Source organism: Promicromonospora noduliphila (genome assembly GCF_056951025.1).
Genome location: NZ_CM167806.1, coordinates 2619632 through 2639315 on the forward strand (window position 1 = coordinate 2619632; position 19684 = coordinate 2639315).

The 19684-nt window shown below is 73.5% G+C and carries 20 protein-coding genes; 7 read left to right on the top strand and 13 right to left on the bottom strand.

The window, feature by feature from the left end:
- Positions 1–31: 31 nt before the first annotated feature.
- On the bottom strand, positions 32–406 hold the full coding sequence (locus AC0QU1_RS11495) for a hypothetical protein (protein ID WP_483576508.1): 375 nt from the start codon (positions 404–406) through the stop codon (positions 32–34).
- Between the two features lie 197 nt (positions 407–603).
- On the opposite strand from AC0QU1_RS11495, the gene AC0QU1_RS11500 reads away from it, so the two are divergent.
- Entirely contained in the window at positions 604–1278 is a 675-nt protein-coding gene (locus AC0QU1_RS11500) for a PAS and ANTAR domain-containing protein (protein ID WP_483576509.1), read from the top strand.
- A gap of 1 nt (position 1279) precedes the next feature.
- Here AC0QU1_RS11500 and AC0QU1_RS11505 read toward each other — a convergent pair whose 3' ends face one another.
- The gene (locus AC0QU1_RS11505; RefSeq protein ID WP_483576510.1) at positions 1280–1699 is read right to left on the bottom strand and encodes a CBS domain-containing protein; all 420 of its coding nucleotides are present in this window, start codon (positions 1697–1699) and stop codon (positions 1280–1282) included.
- Between the two features lie 163 nt (positions 1700–1862).
- Here AC0QU1_RS11505 and AC0QU1_RS11510 point away from each other — a divergent pair, with 163 nt between their 5' ends.
- Together AC0QU1_RS11510 and AC0QU1_RS11515 are read left to right on the top strand one after the other, a co-directional pair.
- Entirely contained in the window at positions 1863–2939 is a 1077-nt protein-coding gene (locus AC0QU1_RS11510; RefSeq protein ID WP_483576511.1) for an FUSC family protein, read from the top strand.
- Positions 2940–2983: 44 nt separating this feature from the next.
- Entirely contained in the window at positions 2984–3388 is a 405-nt protein-coding gene (locus tag AC0QU1_RS11515) for a pilus assembly protein CpaE (protein ID WP_483576512.1), read from the top strand.
- 44 nt (positions 3389–3432) lie between these two features.
- On the opposite strand, the gene AC0QU1_RS11520 is transcribed toward AC0QU1_RS11515, so the two are convergent.
- The 8 genes from AC0QU1_RS11520 to AC0QU1_RS11555 all read right to left on the bottom strand — a co-directional run bounded on the left by AC0QU1_RS11520 (position 3433) and on the right by AC0QU1_RS11555 (position 12001).
- The gene (locus tag AC0QU1_RS11520) at positions 3433–4122 is read right to left on the bottom strand and encodes a hypothetical protein (RefSeq protein ID WP_483576513.1); all 690 of its coding nucleotides are present in this window, start codon (positions 4120–4122) and stop codon (positions 3433–3435) included.
- Entirely contained in the window at positions 4119–4646 is a 528-nt protein-coding gene (locus AC0QU1_RS11525) for a SigE family RNA polymerase sigma factor (RefSeq protein WP_483576514.1), read from the bottom strand. The genes AC0QU1_RS11520 and AC0QU1_RS11525 overlap by 4 nt, the downstream gene beginning before the upstream one ends.
- A 65-nt stretch (positions 4647–4711) precedes the next feature.
- Positions 4712–5818: an amidoligase family protein gene (locus tag AC0QU1_RS11530; RefSeq protein WP_483576515.1), complete on the bottom strand. Its 1107-nt coding sequence runs from the start codon at positions 5816–5818 to the stop codon at positions 4712–4714.
- Positions 5819–5822: 4 nt separating this feature from the next.
- Positions 5823–6371 (bottom strand): hypothetical protein, encoded by a 549-nt coding sequence (locus tag AC0QU1_RS11535; RefSeq protein WP_483576516.1) that lies wholly within the window; start codon positions 6369–6371, stop codon positions 5823–5825.
- Between the two features lie 69 nt (positions 6372–6440).
- Positions 6441–8096, bottom strand: a complete 1656-nt coding sequence (locus tag AC0QU1_RS11540) for a sulfatase family protein (protein WP_483576517.1) — start codon at positions 8094–8096, stop codon at positions 6441–6443.
- Positions 8097–8110: 14 nt separating this feature from the next.
- On the bottom strand, positions 8111–9469 hold the full coding sequence (locus AC0QU1_RS11545; protein WP_483576518.1) for an MFS transporter: 1359 nt from the start codon (positions 9467–9469) through the stop codon (positions 8111–8113).
- Between the two features lie 85 nt (positions 9470–9554).
- Complete coding sequence (locus tag AC0QU1_RS11550) at positions 9555–11336, bottom strand: sulfatase (RefSeq protein WP_483576519.1); 1782 nt, start codon at positions 11334–11336, stop codon at positions 9555–9557.
- On the bottom strand, positions 11333–12001 hold the full coding sequence (locus AC0QU1_RS11555) for a PadR family transcriptional regulator (protein ID WP_483616510.1): 669 nt from the start codon (positions 11999–12001) through the stop codon (positions 11333–11335). Before AC0QU1_RS11555 ends, AC0QU1_RS11550 begins: the two co-directional genes overlap by 4 nt.
- Before the next feature lie 99 nt (positions 12002–12100).
- Here AC0QU1_RS11555 and AC0QU1_RS11560 point away from each other — a divergent pair, with 99 nt between their 5' ends.
- Entirely contained in the window at positions 12101–14554 is a 2454-nt protein-coding gene (locus tag AC0QU1_RS11560) for a beta-glucosidase (protein ID WP_483576521.1), read from the top strand.
- A gap of 9 nt (positions 14555–14563) precedes the next feature.
- On the opposite strand, the gene AC0QU1_RS11565 is transcribed toward AC0QU1_RS11560, so the two are convergent.
- Positions 14564–15016, bottom strand: coding sequence for a TetR-like C-terminal domain-containing protein (locus AC0QU1_RS11565; protein ID WP_483576522.1), 453 nt, complete (start codon positions 15014–15016; stop codon positions 14564–14566).
- A gap of 1 nt (position 15017) precedes the next feature.
- Between AC0QU1_RS11565 and AC0QU1_RS11570 the strand changes: the two genes are divergently transcribed.
- Together AC0QU1_RS11570 and AC0QU1_RS11575 are read left to right on the top strand one after the other, a co-directional pair.
- On the top strand, positions 15018–15572 hold the full coding sequence (locus AC0QU1_RS11570) for an SDR family NAD(P)-dependent oxidoreductase (protein WP_483576523.1): 555 nt from the start codon (positions 15018–15020) through the stop codon (positions 15570–15572).
- Between the two features lie 182 nt (positions 15573–15754).
- Positions 15755–16735, top strand: coding sequence for an ABC transporter substrate-binding protein (locus AC0QU1_RS11575; RefSeq protein ID WP_483576524.1), 981 nt, complete (start codon positions 15755–15757; stop codon positions 16733–16735).
- A 24-nt stretch (positions 16736–16759) separates the two neighbouring features.
- Here the strand turns inward: AC0QU1_RS11575 and AC0QU1_RS11580 are convergent, their stop codons facing one another.
- Complete coding sequence (locus AC0QU1_RS11580) at positions 16760–17251, bottom strand: MarR family winged helix-turn-helix transcriptional regulator (protein WP_483576525.1); 492 nt, start codon at positions 17249–17251, stop codon at positions 16760–16762.
- A gap of 90 nt (positions 17252–17341) precedes the next feature.
- On the opposite strand from AC0QU1_RS11580, the gene AC0QU1_RS11585 reads away from it, so the two are divergent.
- Positions 17342–17965 (top strand): NADPH-dependent F420 reductase, encoded by a 624-nt coding sequence (locus tag AC0QU1_RS11585; protein ID WP_483576526.1) that lies wholly within the window; start codon positions 17342–17344, stop codon positions 17963–17965.
- Positions 17966–18012: 47 nt separating this feature from the next.
- Here the strand turns inward: AC0QU1_RS11585 and AC0QU1_RS11590 are convergent, their stop codons facing one another.
- Positions 18013–19683 (bottom strand): thiamine pyrophosphate-binding protein, encoded by a 1671-nt coding sequence (locus AC0QU1_RS11590; RefSeq protein WP_483576527.1) that lies wholly within the window; start codon positions 19681–19683, stop codon positions 18013–18015.
- Position 19684 lies beyond the last annotated feature (1 nt).

Sequence of the window (19684 nt, forward strand, 5' to 3'; positions counted from 1 at the left end):
GTGCCCCGGCGGCGCCTCACTCGCACGAGAGCTACTGGCCCACGGGCCGGACGGCCTGGAGCACGCCGAGCAGCACCTCGTGCGTGATGGTCTCGCGGTCCCCGACGGCCTCCAGCTCGGTCATGATCTGGCCGGCCGCGAGCTGTACGGGCACGTCGGCGCTGCTGGCGGCGTCGAGCAGGATCTGGGCCGCCTCGCCGTCGTCGACCCTGCGCGCCACGGCGACCACGCTCTTGGCGCGTTCGACCATCGCCTCGCCGTGCAGGGCGTAGTCAACGGTCTCCGGCGCTCCCGCGTCGTCGTCGTGGACCCACACCAGGTCGACGGCCTCGCCGGACTCTTCCGCCCGTGCCGGGCCTCCGGCGCCGTGCGGCGCGGGGCCTGCGGGCTGCTCGATGGATGACACAGGAACCTCCCAGATCCAGCAGCGGACCGGGAGCCGCTTCATGACTCCGGATTCAGCCTACACCGAATCGGACTATTCGGGTGGGTGCCGCAAACCAGATCCTTGCGGGCGGCTTCGCCGAAGTCGTTGGTTCCGTCGGCGCGGGAATGTCGTAGTCTTCTGACCACCACCCAGCGACCGGCCCTGGAAGGGGTTCCGTGGACTCTGCACAGATACCTGACGGGGCTTCGCTCAGCAGGGTCGAGGCCGTGCTCGACGGTGGTGACCGGCCACCCGTCGGCCGGTTCCGGTTCGACCTCGCGACGGGCGAGTGGGCCTGGTCGGACGAGGTCTACGTGATGCACGGCTTCAAGCCGGGCGAGATCGTGCCGACCACCCCGCTGATGCTCTCGCACAAGCACCCGGACGACCGGGCGCGCGTCGACGGCGTCCTGCGGCGGGCCGCGGAGAACGGGCAGGCGTTCAGCTCCGTGCACCGCATCATCGACGCGGCGGGCAAGACCCGCACGCTCGCCGTCACCGGCCAGGGCCGGCGCGACCCCGGCACGGGCCGGGTCACCGAGCTGTTCGGCTACTTCATCGACGTCACCGAGTCGCACCGGGACGCGGCGGCCCGCGACGCGACGGCGTCGATCCGGGCCTCCGCGGAGCGGCGCGCCGTGATCGAGCAGGCCAAGGGCGTGCTGATGGTGGTGTACGGCATCGACGAGGAGGAGGCGTTCGAGCGGCTGCGCGAGTCGTCCAACGCGGCGAACATCGCCGTGCGGGACATCGCCCAGACGCTGGTGCACCTGTTCTCGGGGCCGGACGTCATCGTCTTCCCGACCCGCGAGGCGATCGACCAGTTCCTGGCCGACCCGGCGAGCGAATAGCTCAGCGGTTGGGCGGCGCCTCGGAGATGTCCGCGAGCGCGGACGACGGGTCCCGCTCGACGGCCAGGTCGCCGATCGAGACGATGCCGACGACGACGTCGCCGTCCATCACGGGGACGCGCCGGACGGCGGCCTGACGCATCACGCTGACCGCCGTCTCGACCGGGTCGGTGAGCCCGACGGTCACCACCTGCTCGCTCGCGATCTCCCCGACGAGGGCGTCCCCGCCGAGCCCTTCGGCGAGGCCGCGCACCACGAGGTCCCGGTCGGTGACGATGCCGACGAGCGTCGGCCCGGCGCGGACGACCAGTGCGCCCACGTCCTGCGTGGCCATGGTCTGCGCGGCGGACTGCAGCGTCTCGGACATGCTGATCGTGGTCGGTGCCGGGGTCATGACGTCTGCGACGGTCTGGACGGCCATGTCGCACTCTCCCTCGGTAGGGTGGGCGGCGGGCTGCTTCACCGCTTTTTCCACCATGCCCCGGCGCCCCGTCGCTCGCATGCCGCGCGTCGTCGTCCGCCCGTCGTCCGCGCGCCCGGGAGCGCCGGCATGGTGCGGGCCGACGCGACTCCAGGAGGCGACCATGACGACCGAACGTGCGGCGGCGGCCCTGCGGGTCTGGCAGCGCCACCCGAGCTGGTCGCTGGCGGTGAAGGGCGCCCTCGCCGCGGCGCTGGCCTGGCTCGCCGCAGGGCTCACCCCGCCGCCGCTGAGCGAGTACGCGTACTTCGCGCCGCTGGGCGCCGTCATCGCGACGTCGAGCACGACGGTCCGGTCGATCCGGGAGTCCGCGCAGGCCGTCGGGGCGGTGCTGTTCGGCGCCGCCATCGCCTGGGCCATCGGCCTGGTCCCCGCGCCGGGCGCGCTCGCGGTCGCGCTGGTCGTGGGCGTGGCCCTGCTGTGCGCCGGCTGGAGCGTGTTCGGCGAGATGGGCGCCTGGGTGGTCACGTCCGCCCTGTTCGTGCTCATCCTGGGCAGTGCGGACCAGCTCGAGTACGTCGGGGCGTTCGCCGGCCTGGTGCTGCTCGGCGCCTCCATCGGCGTGGCCATCAACCTGCTCGCGCCGGCGCTGCGGCTGGTGCCGTCCGACGTCGCCATGGGCCGGCTGCGGGTGGCGCTGGTCGAGCAGATCGGCACGCTGGCCGACCGGCTCGACCAGCGCGGGCCGCTCGCCGCGGGCGAGTGGGAGCGGCGCCGTCGTGCCCTGCGCCCGACCATCGACTACGCCAGGGACACCTTCGCCCGGACCCGCGAGGCCACGCGGGCCAACCGGCGCGTGCGCCGGTACGGCGACCGGGTGACCGCCCAGGTGCGGCTCGGGGACGTGCTGAGCCGGAACGCCGACGTGGTGGACGACATCGTGCGGCTCCTGGCCGAGTGGGAACGTCACGACCGTGCCGACCAGGCCTTCGGGCCGGCCCTCCGGCCGCGGCTCGTCGTGGCGCTGCGGGCGTACGCGGAGGCGCTGCACACCGTGACGGCGGACGGCCTGGATCACGACGTGCCGGCCGCGCTGGACGAGGCGGTCGACGCCCTGAGCGACGGGATCCGGACCGCCTGGCGCTCGCCGGGCGAGGACCACTTCGTGGCCGGCGCGCTGGTGGTCACGTTCTGGCACGCGCGGGCCGCGCTCGACGGCGGACCGGACGGCGCCTCCTGACGGCGGGGCCTGACGCCGCGGTGCGCGTGGTCGACAATGGTCCGATGATCTCTACCGAACTCGCCGAGGAGCTGCGTGACGCGGGCCTGGTCTGGAAGCCGGTGGACGGCGACCAGTTCCGGGTCCGGGCGCCCGAGCTCGCCGGCGACGTCTTCACGGTGAGCACGATGACAATCGAGGCGCACGAGTACCCGACCGGCACGATCCTCGGCTTCAACGGCACCACCGAGTGGGCGCTCGACTCGGTGGCGATCGAGGACGCCCTCTGGCTGCCGCGCGAGGACCAGCTCCGCGCCCTCCTGCGGTCGAGCTTCCACGCGCTGCGCCGGTCCGACGGCGCCTACGAGGTCGAGGTAGAGCTCCTCGGCCGGACCCGGGTCTTCGCCGACCCGGAGCCCGCCGAGGCCTACGGCCGGGCGCTGCTCGCGCTGATCGAGCTCAGCCGCTGACCGGCCGGCGCCGCAGGACGGCGCCGGATCAGGGCAGCGCCGGATCAGGGCAGCGGCGGCCGCTCGCCGTCGAGCAGCATGGTGCCGGCGCGGATCTTCGCCTCGTCGACCTCGACCTGCCACAGCTCGGCCAGCACCTCGGCGTCCTCGAAGGTGTACCCGGCGCCGCTGAAGGCGGACAGCGAACTCTCGAGGCCGGAGCCGGACGAGCCGGGGGCCACCGGGACGGCCGCACCGTCGAGGAGGAGCTGGCCGGCCCGCGCCTTGGCGGCCGTCGCGTCGGTGTTCCAGAGGTCGGCGAGCGCGGCGACGTCCTGCGTCGTGTACCCGGCGTTCCAGAACGCGTCGTACTGCTCGCGCGTGTAGCCGGTCGGCATCGCCGACCACTCGACGCCGACGGCGTGCGCGACGTCCTCGACCGCCACGGCGAAGGGCGAGTACGGGTTGGCCGCTGCGGCGGCGCCCGCGCCGGCCACGGCGATGCCGGACGCGACGACGCCGGTGACCGTGATCCGGCCGGCGCGCCGGACGAACGGGGTCATGACGCCGCTCGGGTCGTGGGCTGGTGCGGCGAGGCGGGCGGCGATCCGCCGCGCGGCGGCCGCGGTGTCAGCGGCGTCGGGCTCGCGCGAGCGCAGGGCCGCGGTGATCCGCTGGGCGAGGTGGTCCCGTGCGGTGCTGCCCGCCGGCCGGTCCTCCGGTACCGGCGAACGGGCGGGACGGCGCTGGGTCATCGGGACTCCTTGAAGGTCGGGTCGGTGCGGCGGAGCGTGGCCAGGGCGCGCGAGGCGTGCGAGCGGACGGTTCCGGGGGAGGCACCGAGCACGGTGGCGATCTCGGCGTCCGTCAGTCCCTCGTAGTAGCGCAGCACGAGCACGGCGCGCTGCCGCGCCGGCAGCCGTCCGAGGCGCCGCCACATGGCGTCCTCCTCCGCGTGGCCCTCGGTGGGGTCGCCGGCGTCACCACCGTGCTTCACCAGCACGTCGTGGTCGGCGGGCTGGACCATGCGCACGTGCCAGCGCCGGCGCCACGACAGGTGCTCGTTGGTGACCATACGCCGCAGGTACAGGTCGGGACGCTCCGTCAGGGCGATCCGGTGCCACCGCTGGTGCGCGCGCAGCAGCACCTCCTGCACCAGGTCGGCGGCGGTGTGCTGGTCGCCGACGAGCACCGTCGCGTAGCGGATCAGCCCGGGAAGGTGGGTTCGCACCAGCTCCTCCAGCGTTCGGGCCGGGTCGGTGTGACCGACACCGGGCACCCTCACCACCTGCACCACCTGCGGTCTGGGCGGGGTGTCCGGTTCGGCGGCCGGTAGCCAGATCGTCATCGGCCGGCGCCCGCCGTCGCCAGGGCCAGGAGCGCACCCTCCGGGTCGTGCGCCGCGCCGCCGTCGGGCCGCGGCAGCGGGCTGCCGTCGAGGCAGCGCAGCACCAGGCGCTCGACGAGCGCGGCCTTCCGGACGAGGTCCGCGGCGTCCAGCGTGCCGGGCAGGATCCGCACCTCGACGGTGTCGCGGGCGGGACGCGCCGAGACGAGCTGGGTGAGGTTCACGTCGGCGTACTTCGTCAGGCCGGTCTCGCGCGCGGCGGTGGACAGCTCCTGCCACGGCTGGTCGCCTCGCTCCACGAGCTGGAGCAGCTCAGCGGGCAGCGGCGCCAGGCGCCGGCACGCGCTGTTCGTGTCCAGCGCCTCCCACAGCGGTTCGCGCCAGTACCCGAACAGCCGGACGAGGTTGGCGAACGCGGCCGGCCGCCGGAAGGGCGCGCCGTCCAGGTGCAGGTGCACGGCGGCCTCGGCCGGGACGGTGAACCCGAGCTCACGCGCGGGCGTCAGCAGCTCGTCGAGCACCTGGCCGTGGTCGGCGCCGATCGGCGGGGTGATCACCTCGCAGGGCCGCTCCCGCCCCGCGAGCAGCGGCATCGCGACGGCGATGGTGGCGCCCGCCGTGTCGTTCACCCGCGCCGCGCCGCCCCGCAGCTCGACCTCTGTGCCGAACAGCTCGGCGACGGGCGCCAGGACGTCGGGCAGGGCCGCGTCCGGGTCGGTGAGCCGCTCGATCAGGCGCAGCAGGCGGGGCTCGTCGCACAGCACCCGGTACCACCCGTGGTGGCCGGGCCGGGTGGTCGTGCCGACCAGGTCGGAGTTGAGCGTGACGTCGTCGACGAGCCTCGCTACCGGGGCGCCGGCGCCGTCGACCACGTCGAAGGCGGGGGTCAGGTGCCGGAACACCCCGACGCCCGGCACCGGCGACGGCTCGCTGTCGGAGTGGAACGACCGGCGCACCCGGCCGGCGCGGCGGGCGGCGAGGGCGTCCGCGAGCACCTGCCGGTCGGAGCCGGCGGGCGCGAGCAGCTCGATCTCGAAGCCGATGCGCAGCGTGAGGGTTTCGATGGTCGCCTCCTGGCGAGTCGTCGGCGGTGCCGGGCGCACCGGGTCAGCTACGGGCCGAGGCGGAGGGGTCGATGGGCAGCTCCTGGCCGTCGAGCAGCAGCTGGCCGGCCTTGACCTTGGCCTCCATGAACTCGATCTCCCACAGCTCGCTCAGCGTCTGCGCGTCCTCGCCGTCGTAGCCGGCCGCGAAGAACGCCCCGACCGCCTTCAGGTCGTCTCCCGCCAGCCCGGGGTCGTCGGGGTGGGTGCCGGGCTCGAACGGGAGCTGCTCGCCGTCCAGGATGAGCTGGCCGGCCTTCGACTTGGTCTCGGTCGGGTCCAGGTCCCACAGGTCCTGCAGCGCCTCCTGGTCCGCGGCGGTGAATCCGGCGCCCCAGAACGCCTTGTACTGCGCCTCGGTGTAGCCGTCGGGCATGTCGTCCCAGGCGATGCCGACGTCGTGCGCCGCGGTGCCGACCGCCTGGCCGAAGGCGGAAGCTGGGTTGGCGGCGGCCACCAGACCGGCGCCGGCGACGGACAGCCCGGTTGCCGCGAGGCCGATCGCGGTGAGTCGGATGGTCTTGGTGCGGAAGGTGCGGTCGGAGCTGGTCACGAGGACCTCCAGGAGAGTGGCGAATGTGCTTGCACTCCTTAAGACGCCTCTCGACCGCAAAATGTTGAGTCAGTTGAGCAGCTCGACCTCGGCGCTGTCGAGCCAGCCCAGCCGCACCGCCTTGAGCCACACGGTCCGGCCGGTCGGGACCGGCGTCGCGGCGCACGCGATGCGCCAGTACCGCCCGTCGGCCTCCGGCGCGCCGATGGCGTCGCGGGGTGACCCCATGCGGTCCGCCGCCGTCGCGGGCACGTCCACCGGCCTCGCCGGGTCGTCGGTCCAGACGACGACGGCGCCCTCGGTCGGGGAGGCGGCCCGGACGCCGTCGGGCAGCAGGCGGACGGCGGGCGGGTCGGTCCGCGGCCACACCCCGCCCGGGCGCCACCGCTCCAGGAGCTCGTCCTCGTCCAGCAGGCCGAGGTCGCCGTACCGCTCCTGCCACGCGGCCAGCGCCGCCGCCATCCGTTCGACGACGTCGGCGTGGCCGGGTTCGTCGGCCAGGTTCCGGGTCTCGTACGGGTCCTCGACCAGGTCGTAGAGCTCCTGGGCGGGCTTGGTCGGCGCGATCAGCCCGCGCTGCAGCGGCGTCAGCGCGCTGCGTGGCAGCCCCCTGGCGCGCTGCCCGGCCTCGACCGACCCCAGGCGGCGCAGCTCCGCCCACGTCCACAGGTGGTCCGGGTAGTCGCAGTGCTGCATGGGGGAGCGGTCGGGGTGGAAGTGGCGGATGTACCGGAACCGCCGGTCGCGCACGGTGCGGGTCATGTCCTCCAGGTCACCCATGCGGTCCCGGCCGGCGTACACGTAGGCGTTGCCCGGCTCCACGAGCCCGTCCCGGTCGAGGAACGGCGTCGCCTGCATGTGCTCGGGGACCGGCAGGCCCGCGGCCGCGAGCATGCTGGGCGCCAGGTCCATGAGGTGCACCAGGGCGTCCGTGGCCGTGCCCGCCGCGATCCGGCCCGGCCAGCGCACCAGGAGCGGCTCGTGCAGGCCGGAGTCGTTCGCCCACCGCTTGCCGCGCGGCATGCCGAGCCCGTGGTCGCTCCAGAACACGACGACCGTGTTCTGCGCGAGCCCGTCCTCGTCGAGCTGGTCGAGGATCGTGCCCGCCCAGTGGTCCATCTCGGTGATCAGGTCGCTGTACCGGGCCCAGGAACGCCGGAACACCTCGGTGTCGGGGTAGTAGGGCGGCAGCGGCACGAGCTCCGGGTCGTGCCGGTCGGCGTCGGCGACGTGCGCGGTGCGCTCGGCGAACGCGGCGTCGTCCAGGTAGATCTGCGACTCGTGGGTGATCAGGCCGTGGAAGGTGGCGAAGAACGGCTGGTCCGGGTCGGTCCGGTTCCGCCAGTGCGCGCCGTCGCCGCAGTCGTCGAAGGCGCTCGGTGGCGTGGGCACCTGGAAGTCGGTGAACGAGTTGTTCGTGACGTAGTAGCCGGCCTCGCGGAAGTACTCCGGCAGCATCCGGACCTCCGGCGGCGGGGCGGCCTTGGTGCGCATGTGCATGGTCCCGACCGACGTCGGGAAGCAGCCGGTGATGATGGCCGACCGGGAGGGTGCGCAGATCGGCGCCGCCGCGTAGGCGTTGTCGAAGCGCACGCCCTCGGCCGCGAGCCGGTCGAGGCGGGGCGTCACGGCGTACTCCGCCCCGGGGTAGACGCCGGCGTAGGCGCCCAGGTGCGGGTTGATGTCGTGCGTCGTGATCCACAGGATGTTCGGCCGGCTCGTCATGGTGTCTCCCTCGGTCAGATCTCGCCGACGGCGTCGGAGCGGATGGCGTCGGCCCGCCGTCGGGCGAGCTCGTCCTCGACCCGGCGCACGTCGCGCGGGTAGGTGAGGTACAGGCCGCCCAGCACCACGCCGTTGACCACCATCAGCACCACGAGCACCCAGAAGAACACGCCCTCGATGCCCAGCGCGTTGGCCAGGTAGCCGGCGCTGAGCGAGAACAGCGCCCAGCCGATGGTCTGGAAGAACGTGAGGAAGATGGAGAACGCCTGGCCGCGCAGCTCCGGGAGCACCACCGACATCACGATCGGGCGGTTCACCGGCGGGTTCATGCCCTGGAACGCGCCGAACAGCGCCCAGAAGACGGCGTAGGTGCCGATGCCCTGCCACTGGAACTGCGTGCCGAACAGGGCGGCGACGGCGAAGAGGAGCTGCGCCGCCTGGTTGAACATGACGCGCCCGTGGTGCGGTACGACCCGGTCGAGGGACGCCACGGCGTAGCCGCTCAGGAACGTCGCGATGACGTACCCGAGGCCGAACGGGATGAGCACGGTGGCGGCGACGGCGTTGGAGAACCCGCGCTCGGTGACCAGGAACTGGATGCCGAAGACCGTGATGAGCAGGTGCCCGGACAGCAGGCGCGAGACCATCATGATCGAGAAGGTCGGGATGCGCATGAGCGAGAGCACGCCCTTGATGGTCACCTTGTTGGTGCGCTTGCTCTCGTCGAGGTCGGCGAGCTGCTCCTCGGAGGCGCCCACCCCCGGCTCCACGTAGAACGCCGCGATGAGCAGGGACGACAGCAGGCAGATGCCGCCGATGACCCACATGCCCCAGCGCCACCCGTCCGGGCTGCCGGTGAACAGCGCGAGCAGCGGGCCGATGAACGAGGAGACGGCGGTGAGCACGCCGTAGTACAGGCCGGTCGCCTTGGACCGCGACCGGTCGTCGAACGAGTCGGCGATGATCGAGTTGGTGATCGGCTGGCCGCAGGCGACGACGCCCGCGAGCAGCGTGTTCCACAGCAGGAGCTGCACGAAGTCCTGCGAGGTGCCCGCCAGGATGCCGAACACCGCGCCGACCACGTTGTTCAGGATCAGGGTCTGCTTGCGGCCGAACCGGTCGGCGAGCCAGACCCAGAACGGGCCCAGCGGGATGGTCGCGAACTTGCCGAGGGCGCCCAGCAGGCCGAGGTGGCCGTTGTCCAGCCGGAGCGCCTGGGCGATCGAGGGGAACAGGGTGGTCAGGAGCCCGGCCTCGGTGTTGTCGACCACCTCGGCGCCCGTGATGGTGACGAGGTTGCGCCACCGGTGCGGTACGCGCTTGGCCTGGACGGCCGCCGGGGCCGGGGTGGGGGTAGGGATCTGCGTGGACATGCTGCTCCTGTCGTCGTTGTCAGGCCGCAGTGCGCGGGGGTGCTGGGTGGTTCGGTGGAGGTGGGGTGGTCGGGCCGGGGTGGGGTCAGGACCGGGGTGCGGCTCGGGTCGCGGGTTCGCGGTCGAGCGCGTGGGCGAGGCGTCTGAGCTGTTCGGCCGTGATGACCGCGGAGGAGGCGAGGTCGAGCAGGGTCGCCCGGCCGGGCACGGCCACGAGCTCCGTGGACACCAGGCCGGGCGCGTGCTCCTCCAGGGCGGCGCGGGCGCCGGTGACCTGCAGCAGCTCGTGCACGGGCAGGTCGAGCAGGCCGCGCGCGGGCAGCGCGGCCAGCCCGGTGAGGGGTTCGGCGACGGCGTCGGCGCGCTCCCGCTGGGCCGCCACCAGGAGGTGCTCCGGCCCTGGCTCGGTCTCGAACGGGATGCCCAGGCGCTCGAACTGGCTGCGCGGCGCCGCCGACTCGTGCATCCGGCGCGCCAGGAGCCGGAGCAGGCGCAGCTCGACGGCGTCGTCGCGCAGCGGGTGCTCCTGGGCGGGGTCGGTGTCGAGGTCGAACAGGAGGGTGCCGTGCTGCCACGGGTTCATCCACGTGGGCGTGGCGGGCATCCGCAGCGTGCGCAGGCCCTTGGTGAAGGGCAAAGGGTCGGCCGGCTCCCAGTCGGCCAGCTCGCCGACGGCGAAGCGCGAGCGCATGTGCGTCGGCATGAGCGTGTACTCCTCGAGCGGGGCGTTCGCCTGCTCGGCGGCGGCGCGCATGTAGACGTACCGGCCGTCGGTGACGTTCACGTGCCCGCCGTGGATCCCGAACAGGGCGCCGTCCCGGCCCGGCGGCTCGGGCGCCTCCGGGGGCAGGGCGAGGTCCTGCCCCTGCATGTCGGGGGTCGGCTCCAGCCCGAACCAGCGCAGCATCGTCGGTGCGATGTCGATCGTCTGGGCCAGGTCGCCGCGCCGGGTGTCGCGGGCGCCGTTGCGCGGGTCCCAGAGGAACATCGGTAGGTGGACGAGCTCGTTGAACCAGGGCTGCACGCTCTTGGCCCACCAGCCGTGCTCGCCGAGCAGGAAGCCGTGGTCGGTGTTGACCAGCAGCAGGGTGTCGTCCCACAGGCCGTGCTGGTCCATCGCGTCGAGCACCCGGCCGAGCGAGCGGTCGCACATGCTCACCAGGGCCGCGTACTCGTGGCGCGCGTGCTCCACCTGCGCCTCGGGCTCGGTCACCTTGTGGTAGCCGGGCCAGTCGAACTCCGGGCCGTCGTAGGCGTGCGGATAGCGGTCCTTGTAGGGCTGGTGCGTGAAGAACGGCTCGTGCGGGTCGAACAGCTCGATCTGCAGCAGCCAGTCGTCGGCGCGCGCGTTCGTGTCGATGAACTCCAGGCCGGCGTCCACCGTGCGCGTCTGGGAGTGCTCGGCCTCCGTGGGCATGTAGCGGCGGTTGATGGCGTCCTGCCGCCGCATGCCGCCGTGCCCGCCGGCCGCGCTGCCCGGCTCGACGACGCCCTTCCAGGGGTCGCCCTCCTGGCCGCGGAAGAACTCCCACGTGGTGTACCGGGTGTGGTACGTGCCGCCGCCGTCCTCCCAGTAGTGCGGGTGGTCCGAGACGAGGTGGGTGTGGACGCCGGCGTCGCGCAGCAGCTGAGGCATGGAGTCGTCGAACGGCTCCAGCGGGCCCCACGAGCGGTGCAGGAAGTTGTGCCGCCCGGTGTGCATCTCGCGCCGGGCGGGCATGCACGGCATCGAGCCCGCGTAGAAGCGGTCGAACGTGACCGCGCGCCCGGCCAGCCGGGCGAAGTTCGGCGCGTCGACGAACGTGTCCCGGTAGGGCGGCAGCAGGTGCCGGTTGAGGCTGTCGAACATGAGGATGATCGCCCTCACCGGCCGGCCTCCTCGCCCCGCGCGGCGGCGGCTGATGCGGGCGTGGCGGGCGCGGGCTCGACGGTTGGGTCGGGTGTGTCCAGCACGGTGGCCCGCAGCCGTTCGAGGTTGCGGAGGTGCTCGTCCATCGCGGCGGCGCCGGCCTGGTGGGCCCACTCGCCCACGAGGTCGGCCAGCTCGCCGTCGAACGGGGTGGAGGTGTCCACCGCCTCGCGCCGGTCGCGGTACCGGTACCGGGCCACCTCGGCGCGCCGGGTGTCGAGCTCGGTGTCGATGATCCGCAGGAGCTGCTCGCGTGTCATGAAGCCGGCGAACGCGATGCGCGCGCCGAAGTCCGGGTCCTGGAACCGCGACGGCGGCTGGTACGGGCTGGTGAGCCAGTCCAGGAACACGGTTACGCCCTCGTCGGTGACGCGGTAGGTCTTCGCATCGGTCGCGCCGGGTCGGCTCTCGACGGTGTGCATCACCCAGCCGCGCTCCTCCATGGTGCCCAGCGCCCGGTAGACCTGGCTCATCTGCGTGTTGGACCGCAGGAAGCGCCCGTGGGTGTCGAGGTACTTCTTCAGGTCGTAACCCGTGCTGGGGTGCCTGGTGAGCACACCGAGGAGGATGCTCTCGAGCTTCATCGCGTCGCCTTCCGCTCCCACGTCCGTGTGGTTTGCCATGACACTTGTGTCATGGTCGATTGGCATGGCAGCATGCCACAAGTGGAATGCAGGGTCAAGGGCCCTAGCATCGACACCGAGCTACCGAAGGGACGTGCGATGACGGACGAGGCAGGGATCGAACGGCTGGCCGCCGGCCTGACCCTTGAGGAGAAGGTGCGGCTGCTGACCGGCCGCGACTTCTGGACGACCTGGCCGCTCGAGCGGATCGGGCTGCGCCGCATCCTGGTCTCCGACGGCCCGAGCGGCGTGCGCGGCGAGGTCTGGGACGAGCGCTCGCCGTCCCTGAGCCTGCCGTCGGCCACCGCCCTGTCCTCGGCCTGGGACCCGCAGGTTGCGTGGCGGTACGGCGCGACGGCGGCGGTCGAGGCGCGCCGCAAAGGCGTCGACGTCGTGCTCGGGCCGACGATCAACCTGCACCGGTCCCCGCTGGGCGGCCGGCACTTCGAGGCGTTCAGCGAGGACCCGCTGCTCACCGCCCGGCTCGCCGCGGCCTACGTGCGCGGCGTGCAGGACAACGGCGTGGGCGCCACGCCCAAGCACTACGTGGCCAACGACTTCGAGACCGAGCGGTTCACGGCCGACGTCCGGGTGGACGAGCGCGCCCTGCGCGAGCTGTACCTGCGGGCGTTCGAGGACGCCGTGGTGGAGGCGCGCGCGTGGCTCGTGATGAGCGCGTACAACTCCGTCAACGGCGCCACCGCCACGGAGAACCCGCTCCTGGAGACCCCGCTGAACGACGAGTGGGGCTTCGACGGCGTGGTGGTCAGCGACTGGACCGCCGTGCGCAGCATCGAGAGCGCCCGGCACGCGCAGGACCTGGTGATGCCGGGGCCGGACGGGCCGTGGGGCGACGCCCTGGTCGCGGCCGTGCGCGCGGGAGAGGTGCCGGAGGCGGCGATCGACCGGAAGGTGCGGCGCATCCTCCGGCTGGCCGCCCGGGTCGGGGCGCTCGACGGTTTCGAGCCGGCCGCCGCCGAGCCGACGCACCGGGAGGACGGCGTCGCCTTCGCCCGCGAGGCCGCCGTCGAGGGTTCGGTGCTCGTCGAGAACGACGGTATCCTGCCGCTGTCCTCGCCCCGCAGCATCGCGGTCATCGGGCACAACGCCAGGAGCGCCCGCACACAGGGTGGCGGCAGCGCCACGGTGGTGCCAGAGCGCGTCGTCACGCCGCTGGTGGGCCTGCGCGCCGCGTTCCCCGACGCCGAGGTGTCGTACGCGCTCGGCGCGGTGGTGCAGGACGGCCTCGCCGCGCTGGACCGGGACGCCATGCGCAACCCCGTCACCGGCGGCCCCGGCGCGCGCGTGGAGCTGCTCGACGCCGACGGCGCCGTGCTGTTCGGCGAGGACCGGCTGGCGAGCGACCTGGTCTACTTCGGCGGCGACGCGCCGATCGCCCAGATGTCCCGCCTGGTGTTCGAGACCGACTACATCCCCGCCGAGTCGGGCCCGGTCCGCTTCGGGCTGGCCTCGGTGGGTACCGGCCGGGTGCTGGTCGACGGCGTGCTGCTGGCCGAGGACACGATGGTCCCGGTCGGCGAGGACCTGGGGGCGGCGTTCCTCGCGCCGCCCGCGATGTCGGTGCCGCTCGACCTCGACGCGGGCCGGACCGTCCGGCTGCGGGTCGAGCTCGTGCCGGCGCGGGTGGAGGGCCTCGGCAACGCGCTCAGCCTCACGGTCGGCACCGAGCCAGCCCTGACCGACGCCGACGCGCTGATCGCCGAGGCGGCCCGCACGGCGGCCTCGGCGGACGTGGCGGTGGTGGTCGTGGGCACGAGCTCGCGCGTCGAGTCAGAGGGCTACGACCGCGCCGACCTGGCGCTGCCCGGACGCCAGGACGACCTGGTCCGCGCCGTCGTCGCGGCCAACCCGCGCACGGTCGTCGTCGTCAACTCGGGTGCCCCCGTGCTGCTGCCCTGGCGCGAGCAGGCGGCCGCCGTGGTGCTGACCTACTTCGGTGGGCAGGAGTACGGGGCGGCCCTCGGCGACGTCCTGAGCGGACGGCGGGAGCCGGGCGGCCGCCTGCCCACCACCTGGCCGGCCGCGACGCAGGACGTCCCGGTGCTCGACGTCACGCCGCGCGACGGCCGCCTCGCCTACGACGAGGGCATCCACATCGGCTACCGCGCCTGGCTGCGCGCCGGCGCGCAGCCGGCGTATCCGTTCGGATACGGGCTCGGCTACACCACCTGGAGCGTCTCGGACGTCGCGGCGACGGCGCCGGACGCCGACGGCGAGGCCGGTGATGCGGCCGGGGTCGACGCCGCCACCGTCACGGCCCGCCTCACCAACACCGGGTACCGCGCCGGGAAGCACGTGGTGCAGGTCTACGCGTCCCGCCCGGACTCGGTCGTCGACCGCCCGGTACGCTGGCTCGTGGGCTTCGCGGTGGTGCGGGCCGACGCCGGCGAGACGGTCGAGGCGCACATCCCCGTGCGCCGTCGCGACCTGGCCTACTGGCAGGACGGGTGGCGGTACGAGCCCGGCGAGTACACCCTGCACATCGGATCGAGCGTGACCGACATCGTGGACACGGTGACCGTGCGCATCTGACGGCGCGGCTCACGTGCGTGGACCAGGCGCGGCGCCGTACAGCGCCTGGTCCACCAGCCGCTCGACGATCGACTCGTCCAGCGGCACCCGGAGCACGAGCACGCGGTGGTAGCAGGCGCCCCAGAGCTGGTCCACGATGATCTCCAGGTCGGCGTCCGGGCGGAGCTGGCCCTGCTCCTGGGCGGCGCGCAGGCGGGCGTGGGCCAGCTCGCGGCGGGGGAGCGCGTAGGCCTGGGACCAGGCCGCGGCGAGGTCGGGGTCGGACTGGGCGGCGCCGATGAGCTCGGACACCGGCCGCCCGACGTCGTCGCGCATCATCCACCGGACGAACGAGCCGAGCTGCGCGATCAGGTCGGCGCGCAGGTCGCCGGTGTCGGCGAACTCCAGCACGTGCTCGCTCCGGGCGAAGTACGCCTCGGCCGCGAGGGCGCCGGGCGAGGGCCACCACTTGTACAGCGTCATCTTGCTGGACCCGACAGGGGCCCACCGCGTGAACCGGGCCGTGCTGCCGCACCTGCGCCGGCGGCGTTCGGGGCTGCTGCTCTACGTGGGCAGCACGATCCTCGTGACCACCCCGCCGTTCCTCGGGCCCTACGTCGCCTCGAAGGCCGCCTTCGACGCGCTCGCGGTCGTGACCTCCTACGAGGCCTCGCAGTTCGGCATCGAGACGTCGATCGTCATGCCGGGCGCGATCACGCAGGGCACCAACCACTTCCCGGGCGCGAGCCGCGCGAGCGACCAGGACGTGACGGCGCAGTACGCGGAGCTCGACCCGCTCGTGGCGCGGACCCACGAGGCGCACGACCAGCTCTTCGAGCCCGGCACGACCGCCGACCCGCAGGGGGTGGCGGACGAGATCGAGCGGATCGTCGCGCTGCCGGTGGGCGGGAAGCCGTTCCGGTCGGTCGTGGACTTCGCCCACGCCGGCGTCGACCACGTCATGGCCTTCAGCGACCTGACGCGCGAGGCGTTCGTGCGGCGCCTCGGCTTCGCCGGGACGCTCGAGCTCAAGAGCTGAGGCGGTGCCGGGTCAGCTCTGCCGGATTTGACCCGATCGTGACCATTGTGGTGTTGACCACGCCGGGGGCCCACTGGCAATTTTCTCGGTGGGCACACCCGTTCGGACGCCGGATCCCGGCGTAGGTGTGCCGCCTGGGGGCCGAACTTCACCACAAGCACCACGTTCGAAGGAGCACCCCCGTGCGACGCACGTTCCCCCTCGCGGTGGCGGCCCCCGCCGCGGCCCTCGCCCTGGCCGGCTGCGCCGGCCTCACCGACGCCGCGACGGGCGGCCGGGCCGACGACGGCGGCGAGCTGACCGCCGTCACGGTCGGCGTCATCCCGATCGTCGACGTGGCCCCGATCTACCTGGGGGTGCAGGAGGGGTTCTTCGAGGACCGCGGCCTCGACGTCACGCTGGAGCTCGCCCAGGGCGGCGCGGCGATCGTGCCGGCGGTGGTCAGCGGCGAGTACCAGTTCGGCTTCAGCAACGTGACGTCCCTGCTGGTCGGGACGTCGCAGGGCCTGCCGCTCAAGGCGGTGGCGCCGGGCAACTTCACCACGGGCGAGCCCGCCGACTTCGGCGGGGTGGTCGCGCCCGCCGCCTCCGACATCGCGAGCGCCGCCGACCTGGCGGGCCGGACCGTCGCCGTCAACACGCTCGACAACATCGGTGACACGACCATCCGCTACGTGGTCGACGCCGCCGGCGGCGACCCGGCCGCCGTGGAGTTCGTCGAGATGGGCTTCCCCGAGATGCCCGCCGCCCTCGTCGCGGGCCAGGTCGACGCCGCCTGGGTCGTCGAGCCGCACCTGACCCAGGCCGTTCAGCAGGGCGCCAAGATCGTGAGCTCCAACTTCGCCGAGACCAGCCACGACCTGCTCGTCGCCGCGTACTTCACGTCCCAGGACCAGATCGCACAGGACCCGCAGGTCGTCGCGGCGTTCACGGCGGCGATCGAGCAGTCCCTCACGTACGCCCAGCAGCATCCGGCCGAGACGCGGGCGGTCCTCGACACGTACGTCCAGATCGACCCGGCGGTGAAGGAGGCGATGGTCATGCCCCGCTTCGCGCCGGAGCTCGACGTCTCCTCGTTCCAGGTGCTGGCCGACCTCGGCCGGCAGTACGGCACGTTCGACAAGCCCGTCGACGTGAACCGGCTCCTGCCGGACGGCGAGTGACGGGCGGCGTCACCCGTTGTCCCGTTAGCTCGGCCGTTGGGCCGCCGGGCTCTTGGACTCCTCGGCGAGGCCGGCGCCGATCACCCCGGTGATCTCGATGAGCGCGTCGAGCTGCCGCGGGGTGAGCGCGTCGATGACGAGCCGCCGCACCATGGCGATGTGGCCGGGGACGGCGCGGATCAGCTCGCGCCGCCCGTCGCCCGTCAGGCGCACGTTGGTGGCGCGGCCGTCCTCGGGGCACGGGAACCGCTCGACGAGGCCGCGCTTCTCCAGGCGTCCGCAGACGTGGGACAGCCGCGGCAGGGTGGAGTCGGTCGCCTGCGCGAGCGCGGTCATGCGCATCGTCGACTCCGGGGTGAGCTGGAGCGCTGACAGCACGACGAACTCGAAGTGCGTCATCCCGGAGTCCCGCTGGAGCTGCTTGTCGAGCGTGGCGGGCAGCAGGCTGAACACGGTGACCAGGCCCAGCCACGCCGCTGACTCCTGGTCGTTCATCCGGGGTACGCGTCGTTTCACGACCACATCCTAGCTTTGGTTGACGCGACAACCAATTGGTGCGAGACTCGAGGTGTTACTTGTTGGGACAACTATTTCTGGAGCGCACACATGAGCACGGTCACCGTCATCGGTGCAGGAAACTTCGGCAGCGTGGTCGCGGGCATCGCCGCGAAGGGTGGGACGGGCGTGCAGGTGCTGGCGCGCGACCCGGAGAAGGCGCAGGCGGTCGCCGGCCCGCTCGGCGGCACCTGGGGCACGGTCGGCGACCCGGTCACGGGCGAGATCGTCGTCCTGGCCCTCCCGTACGGGGCCGTCGCCGAGGTCGTGGCCGCCTACCCGGGCGCGTTCGACGGCAAGGTCGTCGTGGACGTCACGAACCCCGTCGACTTCACCACCTTCGACGGGCTCGTCGTGCCCGCCGACTCCTCGGCGGCCCAGGTCCTCCAGGAATCCGTCCCCGGGGCGAAGGTCGTCAAGGCGTTCAACACCAACTTCGGCGCGACGCTCGCCACCGGCGTCGTCGGCTCCGCGCCGACGACGGTTCTCCTCGCGGGCGACGACGCCGAGGCCAAGCAGGCCCTCGCCGACGTCGTCGCGCGCGCAGGCCTGCGTGCCGTCGACGCGGGGTCGCTCAAGCGGGCGCGGGAGCTGGAGGCGATCGGCTTCCTGCAGATGACGCTCGCCGCCGGCGAGAAGATCTCCTGGACGGGCGGTTTCGTCCTCGCGGACTGAGCCTGAGCCGCAGGTGTGGGCGAAGGGCGGGCGCCTGCCGACCGCCGTCAGCGGGCGCCCGCGCGGTTCGCCCGCAGGATCTCCTCCTGGTAGGGCGCCACGACCAACGCCGAGACCCGGCAGTCGAGCAGCAGGAAGCGGCGGTCAGCGACGGGCTCGGCGGCCCATGAGGCCACCCGGTCCAGGTCGCGGAGCGTGCGCACCGTGACCCCCTCCGCGCCGACGGCGGCGGCCAGGGCGCCGAAGTCCGTCTCGGGGATGCGCATCGGCTCGCGCGTGATGCCCTGCCGCCCGTACACGTGCAGCTCGGCGCCGTAGGCGGCGTCGTTCCAGACGACGGCGACGCCGCGCCCGCCGGCGGTGCGTGCGGCGGTCTCGAGGTCGGCGAGGGCCATGAGCCCGCCGCCGTCGCCCGTGGTGAGCACGATGGCGGCGTCCGGGCGGGCCGCCGCTGCGCCGGCCACGCTCGGGAAGCCGAGCCCGATGGACTGGTAGGCCGTGCCGACCATGACCATCCGGTCGGGGGAGGCGACGGGCCAGTACATGTTCGCCCAGCCGATGAAGTGCCCGCCGTCGGAGACGACCACGCGGTCGGCGGGCAGCAGGCCGGCGAGGCGGTGCGCGACCGTGCGCGGGTCCAGGCGCCCGTCGGGCGCCACGCCGTCGGCCGGGCCGGTGTCGTAGCGGCGCGCGACGGCGACGTCGACGGTCTCGCGCCAGCCGGACGGCTTGGCCCCGAGGGTGTGCAGCTCGTCCAGCAGCGCGCGGGTGACGAGCGCGGCGTCGCCCCGGACGAACCCGCCGACGTGCCGGTGCGTCGCCGTCGGCGCGATGTCGACCTGGACCACGCGCGTCCCTGGCGCGAACAGCTCGCCGAAGCGCATGGTGAACTGGTTGAGCGACGCCCCGAGCACGACGGCGACGTCCGCCTCGCGGACCAGCGCCATCGCCTCCTCGGCGCCGAAGCCGCCCGCGACGCCGAGGTCGTACCGGCCGTCGGGGAAGACGCCGCGGCCGAGCGCCGTCGTGGTGGTCAGGGCGCCCGTCGCCTCGGCGAGCTCGCCGAGCGCCGCCCCCGCGCCGGCGAGCCAGGCGCCGCGGCCCGCGAGCAGCAGCGGCCGCTCGGCGGCGGCCAGGTGCTTGGCGAGGTCGGCGATGGCCGCCGCGTCGAACGGGCCGGCGGGCGGCATCGGCTCGGGCAGCACGGGCGCGGGGGCGTCAGGGACGGGGCCGGCCTCCAGGGCGGCGACGTCGTAGGGGATGGCCAGCACGACGGGTACGCGGTAGGTCAGCGAGTGCTCGATGGCGATCACGCTGGTGGCGGCGGCGTCGGCCCGGCCGACGGTATAGGTCCGCGCGCCGACGGCCGCGGCCAGCGCTATCTGGTCCACGTCCCACGGCCGGGGGCCCGACGTGGGCTCGTCGCCCGCCAGGAGCACCAGCGGCACCCGGGCCTGCGCGGCCTCCGCGAGCGCGGTGAGCGCGTTGGTGAAGCCGGCGCCGTAGGTGGCGGTGGCGGCGGCGATACGGCCCGACGCGCGGAAGTGGGCGTCGGCGGCGACCACGCCGCCCGCCTCGTGCCGCACCGCGGTGAACCGCGCGGTGGTGGAGCGTTCGAGGGAGTCGAGGAACCAGGCGTTGCCGTTGCCCATCACGCCGAAGACGTGGTCGACGTGCTGGGCGAGGGTCCTGGCGACATGGGCGGACACGGTGGGCACG

Coding starts and splice junctions, on each gene's coding strand:
- AC0QU1_RS11520 (WP_483576513.1), bottom strand. CDS start 4,122: ATGACCCAGCGCCGTCCCGCCCGTTCGCCGGTACCGGAGGACCGGCCG.
- AC0QU1_RS11510 (WP_483576511.1), top strand. CDS start 1,863: ATGACGACCGAACGTGCGGCGGCGGCCCTGCGGGTCTGGCAGCGCCAC.
- AC0QU1_RS11565 (WP_483576522.1), bottom strand. CDS start 15,016: ATGACGCTGTACAAGTGGTGGCCCTCGCCCGGCGCCCTCGCGGCCGAG.
- AC0QU1_RS11515 (WP_483576512.1), top strand. CDS start 2,984: ATGATCTCTACCGAACTCGCCGAGGAGCTGCGTGACGCGGGCCTGGTC.
- AC0QU1_RS11560 (WP_483576521.1), top strand. CDS start 12,101: ATGACGGACGAGGCAGGGATCGAACGGCTGGCCGCCGGCCTGACCCTT.
- AC0QU1_RS11540 (WP_483576517.1), bottom strand. CDS start 8,096: ATGACGAGCCGGCCGAACATCCTGTGGATCACGACGCACGACATCAAC.
- AC0QU1_RS11555 (WP_483616510.1), bottom strand. CDS start 12,001: ATGGCAAACCACACGGACGTGGGAGCGGAAGGCGACGCGATGAAGCTC.
- AC0QU1_RS11505 (WP_483576510.1), bottom strand. CDS start 1,699: ATGGCCGTCCAGACCGTCGCAGACGTCATGACCCCGGCACCGACCACG.
- AC0QU1_RS11545 (WP_483576518.1), bottom strand. CDS start 9,469: ATGTCCACGCAGATCCCTACCCCCACCCCGGCCCCGGCGGCCGTCCAG.
- AC0QU1_RS11585 (WP_483576526.1), top strand. CDS start 17,342: ATGAGCACGGTCACCGTCATCGGTGCAGGAAACTTCGGCAGCGTGGTC.